We start from the raw sequence: 24,865 nt of genomic DNA on the forward strand, positions 1-24,865 counted from the left end.
TTTTATTCTCTATGATATACCATACCGTTTTCATCCACTTCAATGCCAAAGGATATTCCCTGGAAATACTGATAGAACTTCCGTATTTCCTCCGGCTGTTCCAGCTTTCTGGTATAGCCCTTTTCAGAAGTTCCGGGAATCAGGGATAAAGCCGTGGTTCCCTGTTCAAAGTCCACTTCAGCCCGCAAAAGAGCTGTCTTTGGAATGCTGCTTCCAAATATGAAGTTTCCGAGGCTGTAGCAAATAGGCTTTCCGTTGTAATACTCAATTCCCTGCAGCACATGGGGATGGCTTCCTATTACCAGGTCTGCGCCTGCGTCAATCATCTTCTTTCCCAAGGCTCGCTGGTATTCCTGGGGCTTCTCATCCCTCTCAATTCCCCAATGAAGGTAAACAACGAGATAATCGCAGATCCCCTCTGCTTTCTCAATTTCCTCCAGCAGTATGGTGGGATCATATCCGCTCACCATGCCGGGCTTTTTGCTGTTAGCCACCCACGCCGGGTCCGGATAAACTCTGGAGGCCGCCAGAAATCCTATGGTCTTTCCTTTCACTTCCATGGTCTGCAGCTGTCTGGCCCGGTCCATATCAGGGCCTGCGCCTGCGTACCGGATTCCTGCTGCATCTAACACGCTGCACGTATCCACAAGAGCATCGGTTCCAAAGTCCAGAGAATGATTATTAGCCAGAGTCACAATATCAACTTCCAGCTCATTCATCATGGAAACTCTGGAAGGAGGCAGCCGGAAGGTGAACTGTTTATCCGGTGCCGCCGATCCCCTGTCGCTGAAAGGGAACTCCTGATTGACCATAAAGATGTCTGCCCGGCTGATTTCTCCCCGAAAACCGTCATCCAGAACTCCATTCATACCTCCTGCCTTATCATAGGCATTAGTTACATGAGAAGAAAGTAATACATCCCCTGCAAAAAGCAGTTGAACGGGCAAAGCCTGTTCTGTTTCCGCCTCAGATGTCTCTGTATCAAGTGTGAGAACCTCTGTTTCTCCTTGAGTCTCTTCCCTGGTCACTGCCAGGGTTTCCCCAGGGATTTCCTGGCCTGTCGTTTCTTTTCCCCCCTGGTTTCCCTTCCACTCACTGCTCCCCACCCATCCGATGAGAAAAATAAGCAGCAACAGGGGAAGAAAAACCAGAATTTTCATTAATCCACCGGTTTTCTTCATAAATCTCTCCTGATTGTTGATAACTTTAACATGGGTTTTCATTTTTCATTACATTTTCCACATACCTGGAAATTTGTTTTCATTCTTTATCTTACAATGGTTCCCATTATTTGTCAAACCGTCATCAATTCTCTTGCAGAAATCAGAATTCCTTCCATTGGATTTCTTTTATTTTAAAATTCCGCCATTGGTGGCAATGACATTTTTATACCACTCAAAAGATTTTTTCCTGCTGCGGTTTAAGGTTCCGTCTCCCTGGTTGTCCTTATCCACGTATATAAAGCCGTACCGTTTCTTCATCTCTCCAGTGGAAGCGCTGACTAAGTCAATACAGCCCCAGGGGGTATATCCAAGTAAGTCTACGCCATCCACATCCACGGCTTTCATCATTTCCCTGATATGGTCCTCCAGATATGCGATCCGGTAGTCATCGGAAATGCTTCCATCCTCTTCCACCTGATCCACCGCACCGAGGCCGTTTTCCACGATAAACAGCGGCTTCTGATACCGGTCATATAAGATATTCAAAGTGATTCTAAGCCCAAGAGGATCGATCTGCCAGCCCCATTCCGACGCCTTTAAATAAGGGTTGCGGATGGTCTTCACCACATTGCCTGATGTGGATTTTGCGATGACTTCCTCTGATGTGCTGGCACACCGGGAAGAATAATAGCTGAAAGATATGAAGTCCACCGTGTTTTCCTTTAAAATCTTATCATCATCAGCTCCGGTCTCAAGGGTTATGCCCTCCCTTTCAAACATCTTCTTAGCATAAGCGGGATATTCTCCCCTGGCCTGCACATCGATAAAGAAATAATTTTCCCGGTCTTTTCCCAGGCTTTCCCAGACATCCTCAGGATTGCAGCTATAGGGATAGAAGTTTCCCGCAGCCAGCATACAGCCAAATTTGAAATCCGGATTGATTCGGTGACCCAGTCCGGTTGCCATGGCAGAGGCCACCAGCTCATTATGGGCCGCCTGATATTTCACCTGCCTCTTATCCTCTCCCTCTTCAAAAAGGATTCCGGCTCCCATAAAGGGGGCATGAAGAAGCATATTGATTTCATTAAATGTGATCCAGTACGTCACCTTATCCCGGAAACGGTTAAAAATCGCTTCACAGTACTTCATAAAACAGTCAATGACCTTCCGGTTCTTCCAGGAACCGTACTTTTCAACCAGGGCCAGAGGCACATCGAAATGACAGATGGTTACAACCGGTTCAATCCCATATTTCAAAAGCTCATCAATGAAGTCCTCATAGAACTTCAGCCCTTCTTCATTCGGTGTATCTTCCTCACCTGTCGGGAAAATACGGGACCAGGAAAAGGAAAAACGGTAGCATTTAAAGCCCATTTCTGCAAATAAGGCGATATCTTCCCTATAACGGCCGTACATATCAATGGCTTCTCTGGAAGGGTAATAGGAATCTTCCGGAAGCTGCCTGTAGTCCATGTTTCCCAGCATAACAGGAAAACGGCTTTCTCCCCACGGAATCACATCCACGCTTCCCATCCCGCGGTTTCCTTCCTTCCAGCCCCCTTCACACTGATTGGCGGCAGTTGCCCCTCCCCACAAAAAGTTTTCTCTCATCTTTCTCATCCTTTCTTCTCTCAATCACAATGCCGTTTATGTTCTTAAAGTATGGTAATCAGCGTATCCCCCACACGAACCTGCTCATCGTCTGTGGCGATCACATCCGTATATGCGGCGGAATTGGAGACCAGCACAGGTGTTACCAGGGAATATCCGGCTTCCTGAATCAGTTCCAGATCAAATTTCAGCAGTTCCTGACCCTTTTTCACGCGGTCACCCACCGCAGTCAATACTGTAAATCCCTTTCCTTCCAACTGCACCGTATCCATACCCACATGGATCAGCACCTCTGCCCCCTCCTCGCTCACCATTCCGATTGCATGGCCTGTGGGGAAAAGAGCGGTGATCGTTCCGTCTGTCGGCGCATATAAAACGCCTTCTTCCGGCAAAACAGCAATTCCCTGTCCCAATACACCGGAGGAAAAGGCGGCGTCTTCCACCTCACCCAACTGCACGATTTTTCCCTTCAAAGGGCTTACGAGTGTTATTTTTCTGACGCCTGCATTGGCAGGTTTTAAGCTTTTTACCTCTTCCTTTTCTGTATCGCGATACAGCATAAAGCATATGACAAAGGCTATGGCACAGGCAGCAATAACACCTGCTGCTACCCATGGAACGCTGGAGGCATCGTTATTTTCCGGATTGATAAAGGTCACAAACCCGAAAATCCCCAGAGCGCCGGAGGAATATTTCTTTACGTTTCCAAATCCAATAATAGCTCCTCCTATGGCTCCTCCGATACAGGAAATGATGAACGGCGTTTTCTTGGGAAGAGAAATACCGTAAATAGCCGGCTCCGTAACACCAAAGAGACCGGAAATGGAAGCCGGAATACAGAGGCTTTTTAAGTTCTTATCCTTTGTCTTTAACATCATGGCAAGAACCACCGCGGTCTGGGCGAAAGAAGCTGCAAAATAGGGCTGGAGGAAGCTGTCAAAGCCCTGGGTGCTCAAATTGTTAATATAAACCGGAATGAGTCCCCAATGAAGACCGAAGATGACGAGCACCTGCCAGATTGCGCCTAAGATAAGGCCCTCCAGCATGGGGCTGGCATTGTAAGCCGCCTGGGTAAGAAAACCGATGATGGCTGCAATGGAATTTGCGATAGGGCCTACGGCGACAAATGTTAAGGGAACCGCCACCAAAAGAGTCATGGTAGGAACCATGAAATTCTTTATCACATCGGGAATGATTTTCTTCCACATCTTTTCAATCTTCGATGCCACATAAACGGACAGCACAATGGGCACTACGGAAGACGGATAACCGGCTTTGGGCATGATGACTGGCATTTTCAGAAACGTGGCATAGACACTGGACTCAAAAATGCTGCCTGCAAACAGGACATCGAGCACCTCATTTGATGTAAGCGCCACGACCTTGGGATATACCAGGGCGCAGCCTAAGGTAATGCCGGTAAAGGGATTTAACCCGAATTTCTTTGCAGACGTATATCCAAGAATCACAGGCAGATAGTAAAAAAATCCGTCTCCCACTGCAAAAAGAAGCTGATAAGTTCCGTCTGTGGGAGAGAGAAGCCCCGTAAAAGTCAGAATTGTCAAAAATCCCTTTATCAGTCCGGTTGCCATAAGCACACTTAAAATCGGCTGGAACACGCCGGATATGGTATCCAGCAATGCGGCTGACAGCTTTTGAGGCTTGCCTGATTTCCCTTCTTCCGAATCCCCCTGATCTCCTCCAAATCCACCGATCTGGCATACCACTGCATATACGTCGGGAACGTGGTTGCCGATGACCACCTGGTACTGTCCGCCGCTCTTCATGACGGTGACGATTCCATCGGTGCTCTTTAAAATATCTGTATTCGCCTTGGATTCATCCTTTAATTTAAAACGCAGTCTGGTGATGCAGTGGGTCAGACTGATGACATTGGACTTCCCCCCTACATTCTGGATAATAATTCTCGCTAATCCATCATATTTACTTGCCATAGCTCATTCTCCTTGTGCTTTTTTACCGCAGACCTCGTTATCCGGATAAAATAAAACCTGCAGCTTTTATAAATGCATTCCAGGATTGGCCTTCTCCCGAATGATTTCTCACACCTTATTCCTGCTCACCTGTATTTTCCTGAATAATCCTCTTGATGTGGACCGTCAGGTACATGATCTCCTCATCAGTGAGCCGGTAATCCATCTTTTTTTCCATATATGTATTCACTTTTAAGGCGCATTGGTATGCCTCCGAATACTGCCGGTAGATCATATTGCAAAAATCCATATCTTCTGTCCCATAATACCGTTTTCTCACTGCCCGGTGAACAAAAAATTTTAAATGCGTCACAAACCGTTCATAGGACAGCGTCTCTTCATCGAGGGAAATTCCAAAGTGGTAACGGACAATGTTTAAGATATCCTGAATTATCTGAGGAATCTCAGTGGATTCCTTCATATTGGTGTCCAGCTCTGCGTTCACCAGATGCAGGGCAATGTATCCGGCCTCATCCTCTGACAGCTCCACACTGAGCCTGTCCTTTATGATCCTTAAGGCTTCCAGCCCGATCTCATACTCCTGATGATAAAATTTCTTAATCTCCCAAAGCAATGCATTTTTAAACTCAATTCCCTGCTTTTTTCTTTCAATGGCAAAGTTTAAGTGATCGGTCAAAGTAATATAAATATTGTCATTCAGTTTTTTGCCCAGGGTTTCCTTTGCATGGGAAATGATCCTTCCGGCACAGCGGATGTGTGCTTCCGGAAGCTTCGCTACCAGCTCTGCGAACTGGTTCATTTCCTGGTTCCTTAAAAAGAAGGTTTTTGATACCTTCGATTCATCCACCGGGCTTCCCGGCTTTGCAGAAAAACCGATTCCTTTTCCCATGAGGAGGACTTCCTGCCCATTTAAATCCCATGAACTGACTATGTTATTTCCCAATACCTGCTTCACGACCATAAACTTCCCCATTTTCTGTAATAAAAAAACTGGCCATACTTATACCTCGCCTGAACAAGTGTATAAATACGACCAGTTATGCCTGCACAATGAATTACAGTTGCACCCAGTCAACTCTCAATTTTTATACATTTTACCATATTTATCCATAGTTGTAAAGCATTTATTATGCATATTTGAAAGTGCCTGCAAAAAAAATTGATTATATTCATCCCCTGCCTGCGCAAAGGATCAATATAATCAATCTCATTAAAGCGTCATAATGATTCCGCCTTCATTGGCATAGACTGTCGCCACTCCTGCGGTTTCTGTAATGATCACATCTTTAAATACAGCCTGCCGGATCATCTCCTGTTTTACATACTCTGCCCGTTCCGGATTGTTGCAGTGGGCGATGATCAAAACCTTATCCCTGGTTTCTTTGACTTCCTTAAGAGCCAGCTCCACCATCCGTCCCAAAGCCTTGTTGATTCCTCTGGCCTGATCCAGCTTTACGATCACGCCGGAGTCAGCTCCCATAACAGGCTTAATATTTAAAGCCGTGGCAAAGAATGCCTGAAGCCCTGTCAGACGCCCGTTCTTTCTCAGGGTATCCAGACTCTCCAGCACAAAGTAGGTCTTCATATTCTTAATGAAGGTCCTGGCCTTTTCTTCGATCTCTTCAAAGGGCAAAGAAGCCTGGCAAAGGGACTGGACGTAAAGGGCAATATTTAACTGCCCCGATGAAGCGGAATCAGACCCCAGCACTGCAATCTTTTTCCCGTTATCTCCGTGTTCTTCCTCATAGAGTTTTTTCCCCAGAACCGCGCTGTTATACGTTCCGCTTAAATGCTCGGATAAGGTGATGACAAATACCTGGTCTTCATCGCATTCATAAGCTTCCTTAAACAGCTCCGGAGAAGGACATGCTGTCTTAGGAGCCTCACTGCTGCTTTTCACCAGTTCCAAAAAGCTCTTCTGGTCAAAGGTCTCATCATCGACAACCTGAATGTTTCCCACCTGTAAAGTGAGGGGGATTATCTGAAAGTGGGGATCTTTCCTTAAATCTGCCGTAAGGTCCAGACAACTGTCCCCAATAATCTTATAGCTCATATCTCCGCTCTTCCTCCTGACACGAAACTTATCATGTAGTATTCATTACCATATATTATAGAGAAACCAGACTCAGATGTCAATAGAATAATTGGATGACCTCAAAAAAAGGACCTGTACCAGTTTTCCAAGGTACAGGTCCTTATCACTCTGACGGGATTAGTTTTCCTGAGAATAAAACACATCATCAGTGACCATGATCGAAGACACCACTGCAACGACCACAAATATGATCAGCAGAATCAGTCCAACGAAAAAGGCGGTCAAAAAGAGTACGGTATTATGCTCCAAAACTCCTTGTGTCGCCGGAACAGCAGCCTCTGCAGCCGCAGCCACCTCTGCATGGGATACCAGCAGGGTTCCCGGAGCAGCACCTGCAAACAGGGTCACCATCAGGACCAGAAGAAGTCTTGCCATGATCTTTTTTATTCCCAACCCTTTTTCTTTCATTCCAGTTTCCTCCTGTAGGCATGATCCCGGACCGGGATCACATTATTTCAAATTCTTGTACTTAATATAACACAAAAGCCATAAAAAAGATATCCTGAAATAGAAAGATTACAGATTTTATGCTTCTGCCATCACTAACATCAGTTCATTGCTTCTGGCGATGAATTTCGTCATCCGCTCAGGAGTCAGGGAACCGTGGCTTAAAGCAGCCAGATCGTAAAGCTGCTCGCAGATGGAATTGGTATGAACTCCCTCTCTGTTTGCCAGCACATACTGAACCAGCTTGTTGTTGTAATTGAGCACGAGGGTTTCTCCTCCTGCTCCGAACATGGATGGGTCCATTCCGGGCATGGTGTACATCTTCATCATTTCCTGCATACGGCGGGATTCCTCTGACACGGTGATCATGGAGGACAGGCTTTCATTTTTCAGCTTCTCCACCTTCACCTCAAGGTGCTCCTTGCCCAAAACCTTGCGGAACAATTCAGTCAGGGCTTCCACATCGCCCTTCATGGCCTCCTGATCTTCCTGGCTCACCTCTTCCTTAAAGGTATCAGATAAATCGGAATTAATGCATAAGAACTTCACATTCTCATTCTTCTGCTCTAAATATCCCACAAAAGGATTGTCAATGTTATGGGTTAAATAAACCGCATCAAGGCCTGCCTCTTTAAACATGTTGATGTACTGGCTCTGCTCTTTTTCATCGGTGATATAGAAGATTTTATTTTCGTGCTTTTCCTTATTCGCCTCCAGGCAGTCGGAAACGGTCAAGTATTTGCCTTCCAGATTCTTAAAAATGAGGGCATCATTGATCTTCTCAGCGAACTTCTCATCCTTTAAGCAGCCGAACTTGATAAACGGATTGATATCATCCCAGTATTTTTCATAATTTTCACGGTCTGTCTTAAACATTCCGTTCAGCTTATCAGCCACCTTCTTTGTGATGTAATCGGAAATCTTTTTCACAAAGCCGTCATTTTGAAGGGCGCTTCTGGACACGTTAAGAGGCAGGTCCGGACAGTCGATCACTCCCTTTAACAGCATCAGGAATTCAGGAATCACTTCCTTGATGTTATCCGCGATAAACACCTGGCTGTTATACAGCTTAATAGTTCCTTCCAGGCTGTCGTAATTCATGTTCAGCTTGGGGAAGTAAAGGATTCCCTTCAGATTAAAGGGATAATCCATATTTAAATGAATCCAGAACAGGGGCTCCTTGTAATCCTGGAATACCTTGCGGTAGAAGGCTTTATACTCTTCTTCCGTGCATTCATTGGGATGCTTATTCCACAGAGGATTGGTATCATTGACAGGAACCGGACGCTTTTTAATCTTATATTTTTCTTTAGCAGGGGATATCTCTACAACTTCCTTCTCCCCGTTTTCGTTCTCTTTCTCTTCGGTCTTTGCCTCTTCCACAATGGTTTCCACCACAGTGTCTTTATCAGTCAGCTCTTCCTTTTCAATAGTCTCATACTGAGGCTCAGAAGAAGAACTGGATAAGTAAATGGCTACCGGCATAAAGGAACAGTATTTGTCAAGAACTTCTTTGGCGCGGTATTCGTTGCAGAACTCCAGACTTTCTTCATTTAAATACAGCTTGATGGAAGTTCCAAATTCAGCCTTGTCTCCGTCCTCCATCTGATACTCTGTTCCGCCGTCAGACTCCCAGTGCACCGGAACTGCACCTTCTTTATAGGAAAGAGTATCAATAGTAACCCGGTCAGCCACCATGAATGCGGAATAAAAGCCCAGACCGAAATGGCCGATGATCTGGTCTTCATTGGCCTTGTCCTTATATTTTTCAATGAAGTCCTGGGCGCCGGAAAAAGCGATCTGGTTGATGTACTCTTCCACCTCTTCTGCGGTCATGCCAAGGCCGTTGTCCTTAAATGTAATGGATTTTTCATTGGAGTCTGTAATGACCTCAATCTTAAACTCCAGATCGTCTGGCTTCTGCCACTCTCCCATGATTTCCAGCTTTTTCAGCTTTGTAATGGCATCACAGCCATTGGAAACCAGCTCCCGGTAGAAAATATCATGATCAGAATACAGCCATTTCTTAATAATCGGGAAAATATTTTCGCTGTTGATTGTCAAGCTTCCTGTCTTTGCCATATCAAAACACTCCTTACGTTTTCTTATTTATATAATTCATAAATGAAGCCCGGTTAACCCGTCTTCATTGAGAAAATGATGCCTGTAAAAAGTATTTTAATACGCTGTGATGGAAATGTCAATAGAAAATCAGCACTCATTTGAGCTGAGTGCTAATAATTCTATTCTTCCAGAAATGGAATGGTATGATGTTTTAAAAATCCCTTTGCCGCCTGGTCCCATTCCTCATCAAGGGTCTTGTCCAGGGTGAAGACGGAAACCGAAGTCCCTGTCACACAGGTGAGCTTATCCTCCTCATATCGGATGTTTAAATACAGCCCCTTCACCTGTTCCGGTGTGAAAGAAAGCTGGCGGGAAGCCAGAAAACGTCCGGTTCCTTCCTGTGACATCTGTAAAATGATCCGAAAGCTGACAGGAAGCCGTTTCCCCTTAATTAAGGAGAAACAAAAGGGCTTCACCATGGCCCAGGCGGAAAGCTGGCCGTTTTTCATTTCCTCCAGCTCCTCACCGGAATAGTAACCGGGGCGTATGGCTCCATCTATGGTAAAAGTATTGAATGTGGTAATAACAGCTTCTTTAACAAGAAACTGGTCAAACACGTCTCCAACGAACAAGCTGGAGGTAAAGAGCTTTAAGTCCTCAATTTTCAATGCGATCATGGCAAATTCTCCCCATCATATAATCTCTGCCCGTTTACTATACAACGGATCATCCCAGACTGTCAACGCAGGATTTCCCCTGCTGTCCGGTATTCCAAACCGTTTTTTTCTGTGGTATACTGTGGTATGGTATTAACAAAAGCAATGAGCCCGGATATGCGGGCAGAAAAGAGGAACCTTATGAACCATATCAAAGAGTTGGAAACACTGATTGCCGCATCCGTCTCTCCCTATCACTGCATCATGGCGGCTGCGGATAAGCTTGCGGCTGCAGGTTTTAAAGAGCTGCCTCTGGCTGAATCCTGGGATTTAAAAAAAGGCGGGTCTTATTACATAAATGCATTCGATTCCACCCTGGTGGCATTTTCCATAGGGGAAGAGCTGGGGGAGGTGCCTGCTCTTAAGCTGGCCGCTTCCCATACGGACTGGCCCTGTCTGAAGGTCAAACCTTCCCCTGAGGTCACTTCCCTGGAATACGGAAAGCTTAATGTGGAGGTATACGGAGGACCCCTCCTGGGAACCTGGTTTGACCGGCCTTTATCCATGGCAGGCAAGGTCTGTGTGGCCGGATCATCTCCTATGAAGCCTGAAACCGTGTTTGTGGACTTTTCACGGCCTCTTCTCACGGTTCCCAGCCTGGCCATCCATATGAACCGGGAGGCCAACAACGGAGTGCCCATCAATGCCCAGGTGGACATGCTTCCCCTCATTGCCCGGATTACGGAAGGGTTGAGTAAGGAGCACTTTTTCTTGGAGGCTCTGGCAAAAGAGGCGGGAGTGAAAAAAGAGGATATTCTGGATTACGAAATATATATCTATACTCAGGAGCAGGGAACGCTCCTGGGCTTGCAGGACGAATTTTACTCCTCTCCCCGTCTGGATAACATAACCTCTGTACAGGCATGCTTAAGCGGAATTATGGCAGGACCATGCAAAAATGGTATTAATGTGATCGCACTATATGACAATGAAGAAATCGGAAGCCATACCAAGCAGGGCGCTGCTTCTGCTCTTATGGAGCGGATTCTGGAAAAGCTGCTCTTATCTCTGGGCTATTCCAGGGAAACCTTTTTAAATGTTCTGATGAGCGGGTTTTTGCTGTCTCTTGACGTGGCTCATGCTATTCATCCGAATCATGGGGAAAAATGTGATATTAAGAACCAGATTGTTATGGGTGATGGGGTAGCGATTAAGCTGTCCGCCAGCCAGTCTTATGCTACGGATGCATCCAGCACGGGAGTGATTGAGGGCATCTGCAAGAGGGAGAATATTCCTTATAAAAAATTCTCCAACCGTTCCGATGTGAAAGGCGGTTCCACTTTAGGAAGCATTTCTTCCGCCCTGCTGACCATGCGTACAGTGGATGCAGGTGCTCCTATTCTCGCTATGCATTCTGCAAGGGAGGTTATGGGGACTAAAGATCAGGAGGCGCTTGTAAGGCTGGCGGAGGCATTTTTCCGGGCTTAAACAGCACAAAAAGCAGACCGGCGGAACATTGTTGGTCTGCTTAATGCTGGACAGTCAAAAAATTTTTATATAACATGTTCTTAACTTATTTAATCAGTTTGAGTATATCCAAAAATTTTTCATAAGCTTCTAACGCTTTCTTCTCTTCTGCTATTGCCCTTTGATATTCTGATGGGCTGTCAAAACCATCTGGCGTATTCAACGTTGCTCTTAAACGCCTCGAAGCAGCATCATAAGTCATTTGCCGGTTTTCCAATATATTTCCGCCAAGGAAAAAGGAATTACACACTTCATATCCTCCTTGGGGTAGAGGAACCGCTCTTCCCATGGCTATCAGCTTTTCAAAATCCTCCTTATGCTTTATGATATCGTCTCCTACAGGATTTCTGCCTCCTGGAACCGGAAAGCTCCTATATTGCCTGACAATATCATAGCCCGACAGTACTCCCATATTACTTAAATCAGACAAAAGATTATAGAAAGATTGTCCATCCATATTTTCCACATCATAAGCAGACTTTAGATAAGCCTGCTGCTGCGAGGTCAACTTTCCAAGTCCCTGACTATTCCAATTGATATGCTTTTCTGTAGATATCTTTTCACCAGTATAATCTTCGAAGTAAGAAGCTAGCTGTTCATCATCAAACTCTGCCTCCAACTTTGTTTTTTGAGGATCGCCCGGATTCATCGGAACCGTTCGAACATTGTCTGCCTCTTTTTCAATCATGTCCCTGTTCATTAAAAGTATATCAGAAAAGCTTTTCTTTGTTTCTGACTTTCTATTGATTGAAGAAGAAAGGGGAAATAAATTGCTAGAAATTCTCATATTCTTCCTTTCTTAATATCGGCATTTATATAAATAGGCCCATAATTAACTTATTTAATCAGTTTGAGTATATTCAAAAACTTTTCATAAGCTTCTAACTCCGTCTTTTCTTCTGCTATTGCTCTTTGATATTCTGACTGGCTGTCAAAACCCTCCGGTGAATTTAACGTCGATCTTAAACGTCTTGAAGCATCATCATACGCCATTTGACGGTTCTCCAATATATTTCCGCCAAGAAAAAAGGAATTATTCACTGCATATGATCCATCGGGCTGCCGAACCGCCCTCCCCATAGCTATCAGTTTTTCAAAATCCTCCTTGTGTTTTATGATATCGTCTCCCACAGGATTTCTGCCTCCTGGAACCGGGAATCTCACATGTTGCCTGACAATATCATAACCTGACAACACTCCCATGTTGCTTAAATCAGCCAGAAGATTATAACAGGATTGCCCATCCATGTCTTCCACATCATAAGTGGATTTTAGATAAGCCAGTTGTTGGAAGGTAAAATTTCCAAGTCCCTGGCTTTTCCAATTAATATGTTTCTCTGTGGATATCTTTTTGCCGGTACAAAGTTCAATATTAGAAGCCAGACGTTCATCATCAAACCTTTTTTCCAATTCTTTTTTTGCGGGTCTTCTCGATTCATTGTAGCGGTTTGAACGTTGTCTGCCCTTTTTTCAATCACGTCCCTGTTCATTAAAAGTATATCAGAAAAGTTTTTCTTTGTTTATGACGTTTTATTGATTGAAGAAAAAACGGGAAATAAGTTGTTAGAGACTCTTATATGATTCTTACTGCCATAGAAATCCACTTCCCAGCGGGCATAGTCATAGATACCATCTGCGGTCTTATATTTAGTCCTCACGAAGAAATCAATCTCCCACGTTGTACGCCCTTTTTACAATATTGGTATTCAGTAATACACTGGCATTTTCTTCACCAGTAAAATGCTCTGCATCAACAATATTTTCCCCACCTTGTATATGTATCAATACTCAATGAAACTCCCCCTAACAACTGTAATACTTCCATAATCAAAGCCTGAGATTTCTAAAAATGCCGTAAACGCTTAGCATTCTCAGGAAGTTTAGGCTGATGTGAAAATACCATACAAGCTGTATTGATATTCAAGGTCGTGATCATTAATGCCAGACTTGCCAGCATACCCCCTAATTTAATAAACATGTTTCTCATACTGATCATCCTCCTTTCTTCTTTTGACAGGATTATAACATAATTCTACAAAATATTTTGTCTCATGTAACGAATGGTATAGTTTAATGTAGTGAATTGTAAAATTTTCCACATTGATATCCTATCACGTTGCAATTTGGCAATAATTTATTGCATAATAGATTGCAAACTTTAAAAAATGTGCTAAAATTCATAACATAAAAGAATCATACAGAATTTTATTAATGTTATGCAATACAAAGGGGAAATGAGATATGGTAAAAATCGCAATATGTGACGATGATTTATTCATCTGCGCGCAAGTAGAAGACATTCTAACGAGCTATGCAAACCAAAACTTCATGAAGATAAGCATCGATTGCTTTTATTCAGGAGAAAGTATTTTACATTTTCTTAGTCAGGGGAACTCTTTCGATTTAATCTATCTTGATATAGAATTAGGGAAAATAAATGGGGTCGAAGTCGGCCAGCACATCCGGAAAATCAAAAAAGATTACATAACCGATATCGTATACATTTCAGGGAAAGACAGCTATTACAAACAGCTCTTTGATGTACAGCCTTTAAATTTTATCGAAAAACCGATTGATCCTCAATTCGTAATCAATTCCCTGGAACTGTCATTAGAAAAGAAAAAGAAATCCGCCGGATTTTTTGAGTATCAAAAAGGTAATGAAACTTATAAAACAGAAATAAACAATATTCTGTATTTTGAAAGCATGAACCGCAGAATAAAAATTGTGATGACCAGTCAAGAGGATTTATTTTATGGAAATCTGGAGGAAATCTTAATCCTTGTCTCCAACTATTCATTTTTAAGAATACACCGCTCCTATCTGATCAATCGCACTCATATTTCCATACTGGGGTATTCAGAAACCGTTATGTCTAACGGAATAATACTTCCAATCAGCAGGGGCAGACGGCAGGAAATAAGAGCTTTGCAAATGAGTGAAAGGGTGGAAAATCCGGATGAATATTGAATACACAACGGTTTATATCCTTTCAGAAATGTTCATGGCCTACGTGATCTATAAATATATCCACATTTTCTATTCTGAATTTAAATTCAGCAGGAAAATAGAGCCCCTTTTTTATGCAGCCTATTTTCTCATCACCGCCAGTATTTACATATATATTAGAATACCTCTGATTACGATAATTTCCACTATCACACTGTTTTTCATTCTTGTCAGTTTTTATTATGGCAACTTAAAAAAATCAATTTTATCAGTTTCTATCATGTTCATTTCTTTAGCTTGTATAGAAACAATTATCGTATTTTTAACTGATATTCCCGGAAGAAATCTTTTTATATCGTTTCAGCACAAATCAGAATTTGGTATCATCAGCATCAGAATTGTTTCCTACGCCTTTGTACTTCTGGCACATGGGTTTAATCACGTAAAAAGCCGAAAGCCACTCCCTTTCATTTACTGGCTGAGTCTGTTTTTCGTTCCATTTGGGACAATTATTTTATTTCTCATCACTTTGTCCGGGAGTTCCATGCCCTCTGCTTATGTTATCATGTGTATCGCAATTATTTTTATCATCAACATTGTGACATTCTATCTGTATGATTGTATCTCCAGCTTCATGTCCGCACAAATGGACAAACAATTGCTTGAAGCACAAAACAGGTATTACCAGCATCAAATGGAGCTGATGAGCACCTCTCTCGAAAATATCAAAATTTTCAGACATGATTTAAAAAATAAGCTTTCACCAATCCAGCATCTCGCAATGTCGGGAAAAAATGAAGAATTAATCAAGCGAATTTCAGAACTGACCGAAACATACTGCGGAAACTATATACAGTCCACATCCGGAAACAGTGACATAGACAACATAATCAACTTTAAATTACAGCAGGCTGAAAGGGAAAAAATCAAAGTAACCACAAAAATTATAGTACCTGAAAAGCTTTCCATCTCTTCCTTTGATCTGGCTGTAATGCTTGGAAACCTGCTTGACAATTCCATAGAAGCAGTATCAATGCGAAAGACAGACCGATGGATTAAGATCGATATAAGATATAATAAGGGAGTTTTAATTTTTGAAATCAGCAATTCTTTCGATGGCTTTTTCCAAAAATCCAATGAAATCTTCATATCACGCAAAGACGATCAGGAAAATCACGGTCTCGGATTAAAGAGCATTGAAGCTGCTATACAAAAATACCATGGAATCATGCAGATAACCACGATGGATCATGTTTTTACAGTGAAATTACTCGTATATGAACACCCCTGATACCCGCTTTTATGAATAAAAAGGAGGAACAAATGGAACACTTTGCAGACAAACTGACTGAAAAATTAATTTTACATCAGATTATAAAATATGAGGATAAAGAATTATATTCTTACGGAATCTGGCAGGGAATACTTTTATTATTTAACATCTTAACCGCCATGGTAATCAGCTCTCTGTTTGGAATGCTTTGGCAAGGAGTTGTTTTTACTGTCACATACGCATTCCTGCGCACCCATGCAGGAGGATACCACTCCCGGACTGCAACTAGATGTTATTTCTTCTCTATTCTCCTTCTGTCCGGAGCGCTCAGCCTTATAAAATTTATTTCCTGGAACAATATGGGAATCATGATCACTCTCCTCCTCTCAGGCACAGTCATACTAGCATTGGCTCCGGTGGAGGATGAAAACAAAAAACTGGATGAAACAGAACAGGCTGTCTTCAAAAAACGGACAAAATCTGTTTTCTTTATCCTGACTATTCTTGTCCTTATTGCAAACAGAATCGGTCTGGCTGCCATTTCTATCTGCATCACCGTGTCAATCTGTACCTCAGCATTTATGCTTATACTGGGAGAAATAAAGAACAGGGCAATAAAAAAGGGGTAATTTACCTCTTTTTTATTGCCCTGTTCTTCTCTCCAGTTCCCATCACTCAGAAAAATACTTCTTATAAATCTCAAAAAAGTTGGTAGTCGTAGTCTTATCGTCTTTAGAAAACTTGACATCCTTCCACATCTCACTGTTAAAAACCACCGGATTTTCCTCTTTAAACCGGGAATAGATCTGATCAAAAGCCTCTTTCTTCCGCTCCCGGTACAAGCCGGCCTTTCTCTCCTGGGTGGCCTCCTCATCATAGTCATTGACACACTGGAAGATATAATACTTTCCCTTTTCCTCCACCACCGGACTGATCTCACCTACAGAAAGGGAAAAAGCTGCCTCTTCACCGGGTCCTGGGGATTCTCCCCTTCCCATCTTCCGCTGGGTGACCCCTTCCTCCGAATATTCCCTGGCAAGGGCCTGGAAGTCGGCTCCCTCGGCCTGAGCCTTTAAAAGCACTTCTTCCGCAATTGCCTGATCCGATAAAACAATCTGGTCCACCGCAATAACCTTGGCTTCGCTGTCGCTGATTTCCAGATTCAGATCCTTTGTCAGTTCCTCCACCACCTTATTGGACAGACAGTATTCCTCATACATGAGTCTGACATCCTCCGCCGTCACTCCCATATAGGAAATATCCTCTTCCGTCAGGGAGGCGAAATATTCCTCTGAGGCCTTTCTGGCTTCTTCCTTCTCCCCGCCGTTTAACGTGATTCCCCGGCTTACGGCAAGAAGGTTCAGCATCTTCATCTCATGAAGAAATTCCCTCACCTGCTCCACTAAATAGGCTTCAAAAGTCTGACCCACCGGCAGCTCCACGCCCCATATCTGGCTGGTATAAAGCTGCTGATACCGGTTCCGCTCCGTAGCTACCACGATCATGGACTGAGGCATGGTATAAGCCTTGCTCTCCCCGATCTCAGAAACACTGGGAATTTCAGCCCTGCATCCGGACAGGAAAACCGCTGCTGTCAATGATGCCAGAAATACCTTTACCCCCCGTCTGCATTGACCTCTCATGAATACCTCTTTCCTCACTGCCTACAAAAGCAGCTTCAATATTTTCAAAACTCCGTCATTTACATTGATATCCGTCTGGAATTTCGCCGCAGCTTTTACTTCTTCCCTGGCATTTCCCACGGCAAAGCTGTAATAAGCCTGCTGCAGCATTTCCACATCATTGAGCTGGTCACCGAATGCCATGGTCTCCTCCGGCTTAATGCCAAGGCTCTCCTGAAGCAGCTTCACGGCCTGTCCCTTATTGATTCCCTTTTTCATGCAGTCCAGCCACATATCGCCGGCTATGGTGATCTTTAAACGGTCTCCATACTTTTCCTGCAAATCCCTGGTATTGGATTCCACATCGCGTTCCCGGTATATGGATATCTTAATGAATTCCGAATCCACCGCAGTCAAATCCTCCACCTGCTGAATACGGAATTTATAGCCGTTTATCATCCAGTCCAGAACATCCTGATTTTTTGTTTCCATATAAATGATGTCCGGGCCGCTCAGCATGATCTCCAGCCCCTTTTTCTCACGCACATCACGGATTAATTCCATAACAGTCTGACGGTCAATGGGATTGGTGTAGAGGCGTCTTCCGTGAAGGCCCACATAAGCGCCGTTATCCGACAAATAAAAAATCTTTTCTTTAATAGGATAAAATATGGATTCTATGCTGCCCCACTGACGTCCGCTGGCTGCGGCAAACTGAATGCCCTTTGCCCTTAATTTTAAAATCACATCGTAAAGCTCCGGATTGATGTCATGACATCCGTCCTTTACCAGAGTTCCGTCAATATCCGATGCAATCAGCTTTATCATTCTCTCTCCTCCTCGGCCATCTTCTTAAGCTCCTGGTATACCCGTCCTACAGGTAATCCTACTACATTATTGTAATCCCCGTCAATCCCTTTGATAAAAGCTGCAAACTTTCCCTGTATCCCATAAGCCCCGGCCTTGTCCAAAGGCTCTTCGCTGTCCGCATAGGACTTAATCTCTTCATTAGACATGGGGTATAAATGCACATCAGTCTTTTCCACAAATGTCCGTTTCTTTCGTCCTCTTTCTCCACAATACACCAGAGTTACCCCTGTATATACCTGATGGGTCTTCCCCTCTAACAGGGAAATCATACGAAATGCATCGTCATGATCAGACGGCTTTCCTAAAATTTCTCCTCCTGCCGCAACCACGGTATCCGCACCGATGACCCAGGTACCCGGCTTCTGGAAACAGGCCACATCCTCCGCCTTCTGGCAGGACAGCTCCATGACAGCCTCTTTGGGCACATCAGTTGTGATTATCTCATCTATGGTGCTGGGCACAATCTCCGGTATCATTCCGATCTGAGCCAAAAGCTCTTTTCTCCTTGGAGATGCCGAAGCCAGCACAATTTTCTCTGTCTGATCCATAAAAACTCCTTTTCAAATAAGCCATAACGTTAAATAAGCGGGACCCTTGTGGAATCCCGCCTCTCATCAATATACTTTCAGACGTCCGATCATGGACGCATCCTCATCCTCGTCATCATCGCCGCGAAGACGCATTCTCATGGTGTATATGAAGTCAGCCATATAAAAAGCCAACAGGCTCAACGCCACCATCCGTTCAAAATCATCGGGTATTCTTCCTGCCATTCCGTTGACAAACCCATTGAGGAAACGAAAATAAAAAATACCTAAGAATCCCCAGGCAATGCTGCTCTCCAGACAAATGATCCCTTTATAATTCATGAATTTCCGGCTGTAATCCCACCAGAAGGAACCAAAGAGCCTTATCATCATACGGGCTGTCACAATCTCCATAAATGTCGCCATAACCATGGCTGCAAAGTAGAGCTGAATCGGATTATCCGCAAGAGGCTTTAAAAGAATCATGGCTCCTGCTGCCCCGAACCCATAGATGATACAAAACGGACCATGACCAAACCCCCGGTTCAGCACTGGTTTTTTATTCTCATAGGTGAGTACAATACACTCAAGCATATATCCCAGAAAGCTGAACAGAAAAAAACAGTTTATGCTGTGATAAATTGACGTATTCATGTTACCTCCGATTTTTTCATATCCTTTCTTTAACTCGTTAAAGTATAATATGGATATCTTAAGAAATCAAGGGTTATTTTCTTACAATTCTCTTTAATAATACTGAGCAATAAATAAAGCCAGGAAAATTCCTAAAATTGCCCCCGCTGCCACCTGGAGAGGGGTATGCCCCACATACTCCTTTAACTTCTCCTGGAGTATCTCCGCATTGAGCTTTAAGGGATTCTCCAGCAGAAGGCTGTTGAGCAGCTTCGCCTGCTTTCCCGTCTCCCTCCGGACTCCCATGGCGTCATACATGACAATCATGGAGAGCACAAAACTGACCGCAAACTCAAAAGAACCGACACCATAGCGGTAACTGGCGGCGGTTGTCAAAGCACATACCGTCGAGGAGTGGGAACTGGGCATTCCCCCGGAACCTACCAGCCTCTCCGGATTAAAATTTTTGTTAAGGGCTAAGTCGATGATCGTCTTTAAGACCTGGGCCACCAGCCAGCCGGCAACTGAAGTCACCAGAACCTGATTCTTAAGTATATCTTCCCAAAATGTCATGGTTTCCTCCATATTTATGCAGCGCTTTTCCTTCCAAAACCGTATAAAATCCAACGCTTGATTCTTGCGGCTGTTTCAGCCAGACCGCAGAATTTATCCGAATAAATGATCGCAAACCCTTCCCTGCTCTTAGGCGGTACGGGGGTCAAGGGCCACATGTGGCGCAGGATCATATCTTTTTCTTTTTCCGTCAATTCAAAATGTTTAACCGCATTGTTAAGTGCGATTCTGGGATGAGTAAACCCGTGAAAATGATTTCCTGTCTCCCTGGCATGGGTATGCCAGTCATACAGGAAGAAATCGTGAAGAAGACCGGCTCTGGCAACCTCTTTATGATCCCAGCCCAGCCTTTTGCAGATGCAGTAGCTCATATAGGACACTTTGATGCAGTGGGCTTTACACGTAGTGTCTCCGTGCTGCATAAATCGATCCATGGACTGAAATATCGGACTGTCCAGAATATCTCTGACACAGTCCATATATTCCAAATCCTCACTGTAATATTCCTTTTCCACCCAGGAGGAGTCTTCTGCCCATCTCATGACTTCCTCTTTTTCCTCCTGGGTTATATGCATGTGTTCCATTCTTATTTCAATCGCTTCTTTCTTAAAAAGGTGCTGCTTAATAGCCGATCAGCCAGTCATAGAGTTCCTGGTATTTCGTAGCCGATGTTTTCCATGAGTAGTCCTTTGTCATGGCCCGGTCTATGATCTTATTCCATTCCCTTTTTTTATCGTAGTAAATGCCTTGTGCATACCGGATGGAGCTGAGCATCTCATGGGCATTGTAGTTGGAGAAGGAAAATCCTGTTCCCTTGTTTTCAAACTCGTTATAAGGCTCTACCGTATCCTTTAAGCCGCCTGTTTCCCTCACAATGGGCACTGTTCCATAGCGGAGCGACATGAGCTGGCTTAAGCCGCAGGGCTCAAACAGGGAAGGCATGAGAAACGCATCACAGGACGCATAAATCTTATGGGACATGGCTTCTGAATAAAAAATATTAGCAGAAACCTTATCCGGATATTTCCATGCGTAGTGGCGGAACATATTTTCATACCGCTCCTCGCCTGTACCGAGAACCACAAGCTGAATGTCATCCTGGCATAACTCGTCAATAACGCACTGGATTAAATCAAGCCCCTTCTGGTCTGTCAGTCTGGAAACAATTCCGATCATGAACTTCTTATCATCCTGATTCAATCCCAGTTCCTTTTGCAGGGCCCGCTTATTCTTGATCTTCTCTTTGCGGAAGTTCTTTGCGTTGTAGGTCTGCTCAATATAGGTGTCAGTCTCCGGATCAAACTCCTCGTAATCAATGCCGTTGACAATTCCCCTCAAACTGTTTGCCCTGGCCCGCATCAGGCCATCCAGGCCCTCTCCGTAAAACGGCATCTTGATCTCTTCCGCATACGTATCGCTGACCGTGGTGATGGCATCGGCATAGACGATGCCGCCTTTTAATAAGTTACCATCCTTATATGCCTCCAGCTTATCGGGTGTGAAGTAATAATCCGGAAGGCAGGTAAACTTTTGTATTGTTTTAACATCCCATACACCTTGAAATTTCAGGTTGTGGATGGTGATTACTGATTTCATATTCTGGAAAAACTCACCGTCGTGGAACCGGTCCTTTAACAGAACGGGAATGAGAGCGGTCTGCCAGTCATGACAATGTATTACATCAGGCTGAAATCCAATTACAGGAAGTGCAGATAAAGCTGCTCTGGAAAAGAAGCAGAACTTTTCCAAATCCTGATACCAGTCCCCATAAGGTTTAGCGCCGCTGAAATATTCTTCATTGTCAATGAAATAACAGGTAATGCCCTCGTAAACATATTGAAGAATTCCCACATATCTATTTTTCCCCAGGTAATCCATGTAGAAATGATCCACATAGGTCATCTGGTTTCTCCATTCTTCTTTCATACACAAATATTTGGGAATTAATACTCTGACATCAAAGTATTCCTTATCAAAGCACTTTGGAAGGGACCCCACCACATCCGCAAGTCCTCCAGTCTTGATAAAGGGTACTGCTTCTGATGCAACGAACAATATTTTCTTCATACATAACCTCCCTTATCCGGTTCACCCTTGGGTGTTGTCTGCTATTGTCTAGTATACTGCATTTTTCGGAAATAAGGAAGTATTAAACATTAAATTTTAAGAAAGTTTTTTGTAATCCAGTCTGATTTTATCGGCAATTAGAGCAATAAACTCGGAATTAGTCGGTTTTCCTTTTCCCGTGCTTACGGTGTATCCGAACAGTTCATTGATGGTGTCCATTTTTCCGCGGCTCCAGGCAACTTCAATGGCGTGGCGGATGGCGCGTTCCACACGGCTGGGCGTTGTCTGGTGCTTCTTGGCAATGGAAGGATAGAGGATCTTTGTCACAGAAGTGAGCATTTCCTGGTCCTGTACGGAGATCACGATGGCATCCCGGAGATATTGGTAGCCTTTTATGTGGGCGGGAATTCCGATTTCATGAAGCATCTGGGTGACATCATTTTCCAGGTTCTGCTCCATGTATTCCACTTTGTTGACATAAGGCTTTACCTTTTTCATTCCCTGAAGGCTGGGAGTTTTTGTCTTTCTCTGGCCTACCCTGCGCACTTTATCGACGATGATGTCCTTGCTGAAAGGCTTCATTATGTAATAATTTGCCCCCATGCGGAACGCATCTTCGGTAATATTCTCGCTTCCTGCCGCAGTTACCATGATAAACGACGGGATTTTTGCAATGGTGCCGTTTCCTCTGACACGTTCCATCACTGTGATTCCGTCCATCCTCGGCATGATTACGTCCAATAAGACAACATCCGGATTTGTTTTCAGTATCATGTTGTAGGCATCTTCGCCATTATCTGCTTTTCCAACCACGTGGAAATCAGCTTCTCCCTCCAGTATATCGTTCAGCAGATTTAAGGTCTGCAGGTTATCATCCGCAATCGCAATACTAATTTGTGACATATTGATACTCTCCTCCCTGGTTTTGGTGTTTTTTTTACACGGTTTTTTGATACAGTTTTTGATGCAGTTTTTGATACAGTTTTTGATACAGTTTTTAACAAGTTTTTTAACGAGTGTATTGACATTATAGACTTGGCCCGGCTTTTGCCGCAATGGAATTCTGTCGCATTCTTCGACAAAAGGTGACAATTTGAGGGCGAATTTTGGGGTAAAATTCTTTTTTTCGAGGGTGTCGAAAGAGGTATTGTGGCTTGGCTGGGGGACGGCTGGTTTTTTAAGGGGTGTTGAAAATTGATATTACTTGTCAATGGAAAAGTTTGGGGGATGTATAGGGTTATAGTAACATATTTTGAGAGGGATTAAAAGAGTTAAAAAAGAGTTAAAATTTGATTGGCTGGTCCGCCGGGGCAACCGATGGCACCCTGGCGGGCACCATCGGTTGCGGGGCTCTCGCCCCATAGAACAATAGAGAAAAAGATGCTCGTGCAAGCAAGCTTGCGTCGCATCTCCTTCTCTATTGTTCTGCCCGGCTCAATGGGATAGCATGTTTTCAATAAATATTCCATATCCTCTTGTTGAGTCCTGGATAAATACATGAGTCACTGCCCCCACCAGCTTCCCATCCTGTATAATCGGTGATCCGCTCATTCCCTGCACAATGCCTCCCGTAAGAGCCAGCAAATCCGGATCAGTGACCTTGATCACCATGCCTTTGCTCTTATGTGACGTAGAGTAATCAACCCGCTGAATCTCAATTTCATAATCCCTGATACTCCCGGATACGTTGCTTCTTATATGGGCAACGCCTTTTTTAATATCCTGGCGATAACCGATGGGAATCGCATCCTGTTCCAGTTTTTGCTTAAACCGGTCATTTACTTTCCCAAATATCCCCTCTTCTGTATTGGCCGTAATACTTCCCAAGGTGGAACCTGGTCCGTAATAGATAATTCCGCTCATAACCCCTGGTTTTCCAAAGGTTCCTTTTTCAATTCCCAAAATAGCTGTTTCGTAAAGAGACCCGTCCGTGATCTGAACCACATCTCCTGTGTCGCTGTCGCTGATTCCATGGCCTAATGCGCCGAACTGGCCGTTCATGTCCACATAGGTCATGGTTCCGATTCCCTGAGTGTCATCTCTGACCCAGACGCCCAGCTTGTAGGTTCCGTCATCTGCTTCTACGGGAGTCATTTTTACATCAATATCCTCTCCATTGCGTCTGACTTTAAGAACTGCCTCAGAAGCGCCGATTTTTCCCAATTCATCCATCAGGGCTTCCTTATCTGTCAGGGCCGTGCCGTTAATGGTTTCAATGTAATCTCCTGACTGGAGGATTCCAAAGGCCGGTGTTGCGGTCATTCCGTCCTTTTGGGTGATATCTCCTGTACCGATTACCAGGATGCCGTCCGATTTCAAATAGATTCCAACAGGCGTTCCGCAGGGAACCGCATATTTGGTATCTACCACATTGACCTGTATATCCTTTAACTGAATCCAGCCAAACAGTTTTAATCCCAGCCTGTAACTGCCCTGATTTTCTGAATATACAGAAAAAGGCTGGTTTACCTGTAAATGGATCTGGTCGGAAGGAATGTTGGAACCATTGTTTAAAACCACTTCCTCACTGTCGGAATACAGCGTCACATCAAAAGGCATGGAGAAATGAAACTGTTCTTCTTCCTCTGCAACGATATTCAATTTGTCTGGAATCACCCGCTTCATATAGAACCAGGTAAATCCGATGCAAAAAACCAGACTGACCCAGAACATCCTTACGATAAGTCTGTGTATCCTCTTTTTTTCCATCTCACATACCTCCTTAGATGAGTGAAAGAAGTCAATTTTTTTGACTCCTCTCTTAGTATGTGAGAAAATATTTAAATCACACTGTCATATTTTAGTTGTAACTATTTTCTTTCGGTGGCAGCAT

At 43.9% G+C, this 24,865-nt stretch carries 25 protein-coding genes; 4 read left to right on the forward strand and 21 right to left on the reverse strand.

The genetic code is table 11. From position 1 onward, the window contains the following. Positions 1-2 precede the first annotated feature (2 nt). The 8 genes from QM657_RS05840 to QM657_RS05875 all read right to left on the reverse strand — a co-directional run bounded on the left by QM657_RS05840 (position 3) and on the right by QM657_RS05875 (position 10,012). Positions 3-1,181, reverse strand: coding sequence for a CapA family protein (locus tag QM657_RS05840; RefSeq protein ID WP_415065638.1), 1,179 nt, complete (start codon positions 1,179-1,181; stop codon positions 3-5). 168 nt (positions 1,182-1,349) lie between these two features. Next, positions 1,350-2,783, reverse strand: a complete 1,434-nt coding sequence (locus tag QM657_RS05845; RefSeq protein WP_415065639.1) for a 6-phospho-beta-glucosidase — start codon at positions 2,781-2,783, stop codon at positions 1,350-1,352. Between the two features lie 35 nt (positions 2,784-2,818). Beyond that, positions 2,819-4,729: a beta-glucoside-specific PTS transporter subunit IIABC gene (locus QM657_RS05850; protein ID WP_415065640.1), complete on the reverse strand. Its 1,911-nt coding sequence runs from the start codon at positions 4,727-4,729 to the stop codon at positions 2,819-2,821. Between the two features lie 115 nt (positions 4,730-4,844). Continuing rightward, positions 4,845-5,690, reverse strand: a complete 846-nt coding sequence (licT, locus tag QM657_RS05855) for a BglG family transcription antiterminator LicT (protein ID WP_415065641.1) — start codon at positions 5,688-5,690, stop codon at positions 4,845-4,847. A gap of 249 nt (positions 5,691-5,939) precedes the next feature. Next, on the reverse strand, positions 5,940-6,782 hold the full coding sequence (locus tag QM657_RS05860) for a DegV family protein (RefSeq protein WP_415065642.1): 843 nt from the start codon (positions 6,780-6,782) through the stop codon (positions 5,940-5,942). Between the two features lie 159 nt (positions 6,783-6,941). Beyond that, the gene (locus QM657_RS05865; RefSeq protein WP_415065643.1) at positions 6,942-7,232 is read right to left on the reverse strand and encodes a sulfate transporter; all 291 of its coding nucleotides are present in this window, start codon (positions 7,230-7,232) and stop codon (positions 6,942-6,944) included. Positions 7,233-7,349: 117 nt separating this feature from the next. Then, on the reverse strand, positions 7,350-9,353 hold the full coding sequence (gene htpG, locus QM657_RS05870; RefSeq protein ID WP_415065644.1) for a molecular chaperone HtpG: 2,004 nt from the start codon (positions 9,351-9,353) through the stop codon (positions 7,350-7,352). Positions 9,354-9,514: 161 nt separating this feature from the next. Further along, entirely contained in the window at positions 9,515-10,012 is a 498-nt protein-coding gene (locus tag QM657_RS05875) for a DUF5721 family protein (RefSeq protein ID WP_415065645.1), read from the reverse strand. A 180-nt stretch (positions 10,013-10,192) separates the two neighbouring features. Between QM657_RS05875 and QM657_RS05880 the strand changes: the two genes are divergently transcribed. Continuing rightward, entirely contained in the window at positions 10,193-11,479 is a 1,287-nt protein-coding gene (locus tag QM657_RS05880; protein WP_415065646.1) for a M18 family aminopeptidase, read from the forward strand. 85 nt (positions 11,480-11,564) lie between these two features. Here QM657_RS05880 and QM657_RS05885 read toward each other — a convergent pair whose 3' ends face one another. From QM657_RS05885 to QM657_RS05900, 4 genes are all read right to left on the reverse strand, one after another. Beyond that, entirely contained in the window at positions 11,565-12,305 is a 741-nt protein-coding gene (locus QM657_RS05885) for a hypothetical protein (RefSeq protein WP_415065647.1), read from the reverse strand. Between the two features lie 50 nt (positions 12,306-12,355). Then, positions 12,356-12,721, reverse strand: coding sequence for a hypothetical protein (locus tag QM657_RS05890; protein WP_415065648.1), 366 nt, complete (start codon positions 12,719-12,721; stop codon positions 12,356-12,358). Between the two features lie 68 nt (positions 12,722-12,789). Continuing rightward, positions 12,790-13,008, reverse strand: coding sequence for a hypothetical protein (locus QM657_RS05895; protein WP_415065649.1), 219 nt, complete (start codon positions 13,006-13,008; stop codon positions 12,790-12,792). A gap of 353 nt (positions 13,009-13,361) precedes the next feature. Continuing rightward, the gene (locus QM657_RS05900; protein WP_415065650.1) at positions 13,362-13,505 is read right to left on the reverse strand and encodes a cyclic lactone autoinducer peptide; all 144 of its coding nucleotides are present in this window, start codon (positions 13,503-13,505) and stop codon (positions 13,362-13,364) included. A gap of 254 nt (positions 13,506-13,759) precedes the next feature. Here QM657_RS05900 and QM657_RS05905 point away from each other — a divergent pair, with 254 nt between their 5' ends. Genes QM657_RS05905 through QM657_RS05915 form a run of 3 tightly spaced genes read left to right on the forward strand, consistent with a single transcriptional unit; the run spans position 13,760 to position 16,369 of the window. After that, complete coding sequence (locus tag QM657_RS05905) at positions 13,760-14,488, forward strand: LytR/AlgR family response regulator transcription factor (RefSeq protein WP_415065651.1); 729 nt, start codon at positions 13,760-13,762, stop codon at positions 14,486-14,488. Beyond that, positions 14,478-15,758, forward strand: coding sequence for a sensor histidine kinase (locus tag QM657_RS05910; protein WP_415065652.1), 1,281 nt, complete (start codon positions 14,478-14,480; stop codon positions 15,756-15,758). Before QM657_RS05905 ends, QM657_RS05910 begins: the two co-directional genes overlap by 11 nt. 32 nt (positions 15,759-15,790) lie before the next feature. Beyond that, complete coding sequence (locus tag QM657_RS05915; protein ID WP_415065653.1) at positions 15,791-16,369, forward strand: accessory gene regulator ArgB-like protein; 579 nt, start codon at positions 15,791-15,793, stop codon at positions 16,367-16,369. Positions 16,370-16,411: 42 nt separating this feature from the next. Here the strand turns inward: QM657_RS05915 and QM657_RS05920 are convergent, their stop codons facing one another. The 9 genes from QM657_RS05920 to spoIVB all read right to left on the reverse strand — a co-directional run bounded on the left by QM657_RS05920 (position 16,412) and on the right by spoIVB (position 24,741). Further along, positions 16,412-17,383: a peptidylprolyl isomerase gene (locus tag QM657_RS05920; protein WP_415065654.1), complete on the reverse strand. Its 972-nt coding sequence runs from the start codon at positions 17,381-17,383 to the stop codon at positions 16,412-16,414. A gap of 21 nt (positions 17,384-17,404) precedes the next feature. After that, positions 17,405-18,190 carry an HAD family hydrolase gene (locus QM657_RS05925; protein WP_415065655.1) on the reverse strand — a complete coding sequence of 262 codons (786 nt, stop codon included), beginning with the start codon at positions 18,188-18,190 and terminating at the stop codon, positions 17,405-17,407. Continuing rightward, positions 18,187-18,780, reverse strand: coding sequence for a Maf family protein (locus QM657_RS05930; protein WP_415065656.1), 594 nt, complete (start codon positions 18,778-18,780; stop codon positions 18,187-18,189). The genes QM657_RS05925 and QM657_RS05930 overlap by 4 nt, the downstream gene beginning before the upstream one ends. Positions 18,781-18,846: 66 nt before the next feature. Continuing rightward, on the reverse strand, positions 18,847-19,413 hold the full coding sequence (locus QM657_RS05935; protein WP_415065657.1) for a putative ABC transporter permease: 567 nt from the start codon (positions 19,411-19,413) through the stop codon (positions 18,847-18,849). A 93-nt stretch (positions 19,414-19,506) separates the two neighbouring features. Further along, complete coding sequence (locus QM657_RS05940; RefSeq protein WP_415065658.1) at positions 19,507-19,965, reverse strand: divergent PAP2 family protein; 459 nt, start codon at positions 19,963-19,965, stop codon at positions 19,507-19,509. Positions 19,966-19,979: 14 nt separating this feature from the next. After that, complete coding sequence (locus QM657_RS05945) at positions 19,980-20,507, reverse strand: HD family phosphohydrolase (protein WP_415065679.1); 528 nt, start codon at positions 20,505-20,507, stop codon at positions 19,980-19,982. A 79-nt stretch (positions 20,508-20,586) separates the two neighbouring features. Then, entirely contained in the window at positions 20,587-22,032 is a 1,446-nt protein-coding gene (glgA, locus tag QM657_RS05950; protein ID WP_415065659.1) for a glycogen synthase GlgA, read from the reverse strand. A gap of 96 nt (positions 22,033-22,128) precedes the next feature. Next, positions 22,129-22,935 carry a sporulation transcription factor Spo0A gene (spo0A, locus tag QM657_RS05955; protein WP_415065660.1) on the reverse strand — a complete coding sequence of 269 codons (807 nt, stop codon included), beginning with the start codon at positions 22,933-22,935 and terminating at the stop codon, positions 22,129-22,131. Positions 22,936-23,466: 531 nt separating this feature from the next. Then, positions 23,467-24,741, reverse strand: coding sequence for a SpoIVB peptidase (spoIVB, locus tag QM657_RS05960; protein ID WP_415065661.1), 1,275 nt, complete (start codon positions 24,739-24,741; stop codon positions 23,467-23,469). Positions 24,742-24,865: the final 124 nt, after the last annotated feature.

Source organism: Lacrimispora sp. (genome assembly GCF_047605665.1).
GTDB lineage: Bacteria > Bacillota > Clostridia > Lachnospirales > Lachnospiraceae > Lacrimispora.

Excerpts from the sequence above, each read along its gene's own strand:
- QM657_RS05840 (WP_415065638.1), bottom strand. The coding sequence starts at position 1,181 with ATGAAGAAAACCGGTGGATTAATGAAAATTCTGGTTTTTCTTCCCCTG.
- QM657_RS05845 (WP_415065639.1), bottom strand. The coding sequence starts at position 2,783 with ATGAGAAAGATGAGAGAAAACTTTTTGTGGGGAGGGGCAACTGCCGCC.
- QM657_RS05850 (WP_415065640.1), bottom strand. The coding sequence starts at position 4,729 with ATGGCAAGTAAATATGATGGATTAGCGAGAATTATTATCCAGAATGTA.
- licT (WP_415065641.1), bottom strand. The coding sequence starts at position 5,690 with ATGGTCGTGAAGCAGGTATTGGGAAATAACATAGTCAGTTCATGGGAT.
- QM657_RS05860 (WP_415065642.1), bottom strand. The coding sequence starts at position 6,782 with ATGAGCTATAAGATTATTGGGGACAGTTGTCTGGACCTTACGGCAGAT.
- QM657_RS05865 (WP_415065643.1), bottom strand. The coding sequence starts at position 7,232 with ATGAAAGAAAAAGGGTTGGGAATAAAAAAGATCATGGCAAGACTTCTT.
- htpG (WP_415065644.1), bottom strand. The coding sequence starts at position 9,353 with ATGGCAAAGACAGGAAGCTTGACAATCAACAGCGAAAATATTTTCCCG.
- QM657_RS05875 (WP_415065645.1), bottom strand. The coding sequence starts at position 10,012 with ATGATCGCATTGAAAATTGAGGACTTAAAGCTCTTTACCTCCAGCTTG.
- QM657_RS05880 (WP_415065646.1), top strand. The coding sequence starts at position 10,193 with ATGAACCATATCAAAGAGTTGGAAACACTGATTGCCGCATCCGTCTCT.
- QM657_RS05885 (WP_415065647.1), bottom strand. The coding sequence starts at position 12,305 with ATGAGAATTTCTAGCAATTTATTTCCCCTTTCTTCTTCAATCAATAGA.
- QM657_RS05890 (WP_415065648.1), bottom strand. The coding sequence starts at position 12,721 with ATGGGAGTGTTGTCAGGTTATGATATTGTCAGGCAACATGTGAGATTC.
- QM657_RS05895 (WP_415065649.1), bottom strand. The coding sequence starts at position 13,008 with ATGAACAGGGACGTGATTGAAAAAAGGGCAGACAACGTTCAAACCGCT.
- QM657_RS05900 (WP_415065650.1), bottom strand. The coding sequence starts at position 13,505 with ATGAGAAACATGTTTATTAAATTAGGGGGTATGCTGGCAAGTCTGGCA.
- QM657_RS05905 (WP_415065651.1), top strand. The coding sequence starts at position 13,760 with ATGGTAAAAATCGCAATATGTGACGATGATTTATTCATCTGCGCGCAA.
- QM657_RS05910 (WP_415065652.1), top strand. The coding sequence starts at position 14,478 with ATGAATATTGAATACACAACGGTTTATATCCTTTCAGAAATGTTCATG.
- QM657_RS05915 (WP_415065653.1), top strand. The coding sequence starts at position 15,791 with ATGGAACACTTTGCAGACAAACTGACTGAAAAATTAATTTTACATCAG.
- QM657_RS05920 (WP_415065654.1), bottom strand. The coding sequence starts at position 17,383 with ATGAGAGGTCAATGCAGACGGGGGGTAAAGGTATTTCTGGCATCATTG.
- QM657_RS05925 (WP_415065655.1), bottom strand. The coding sequence starts at position 18,190 with ATGATAAAGCTGATTGCATCGGATATTGACGGAACTCTGGTAAAGGAC.
- QM657_RS05930 (WP_415065656.1), bottom strand. The coding sequence starts at position 18,780 with ATGGATCAGACAGAGAAAATTGTGCTGGCTTCGGCATCTCCAAGGAGA.
- QM657_RS05935 (WP_415065657.1), bottom strand. The coding sequence starts at position 19,413 with ATGAATACGTCAATTTATCACAGCATAAACTGTTTTTTTCTGTTCAGC.
- QM657_RS05940 (WP_415065658.1), bottom strand. The coding sequence starts at position 19,965 with ATGACATTTTGGGAAGATATACTTAAGAATCAGGTTCTGGTGACTTCA.
- QM657_RS05945 (WP_415065679.1), bottom strand. The coding sequence starts at position 20,507 with ATGAGATGGGCAGAAGACTCCTCCTGGGTGGAAAAGGAATATTACAGT.
- glgA (WP_415065659.1), bottom strand. The coding sequence starts at position 22,032 with ATGAAGAAAATATTGTTCGTTGCATCAGAAGCAGTACCCTTTATCAAG.
- spo0A (WP_415065660.1), bottom strand. The coding sequence starts at position 22,935 with ATGTCACAAATTAGTATTGCGATTGCGGATGATAACCTGCAGACCTTA.
- spoIVB (WP_415065661.1), bottom strand. The coding sequence starts at position 24,741 with ATGGAAAAAAAGAGGATACACAGACTTATCGTAAGGATGTTCTGGGTC.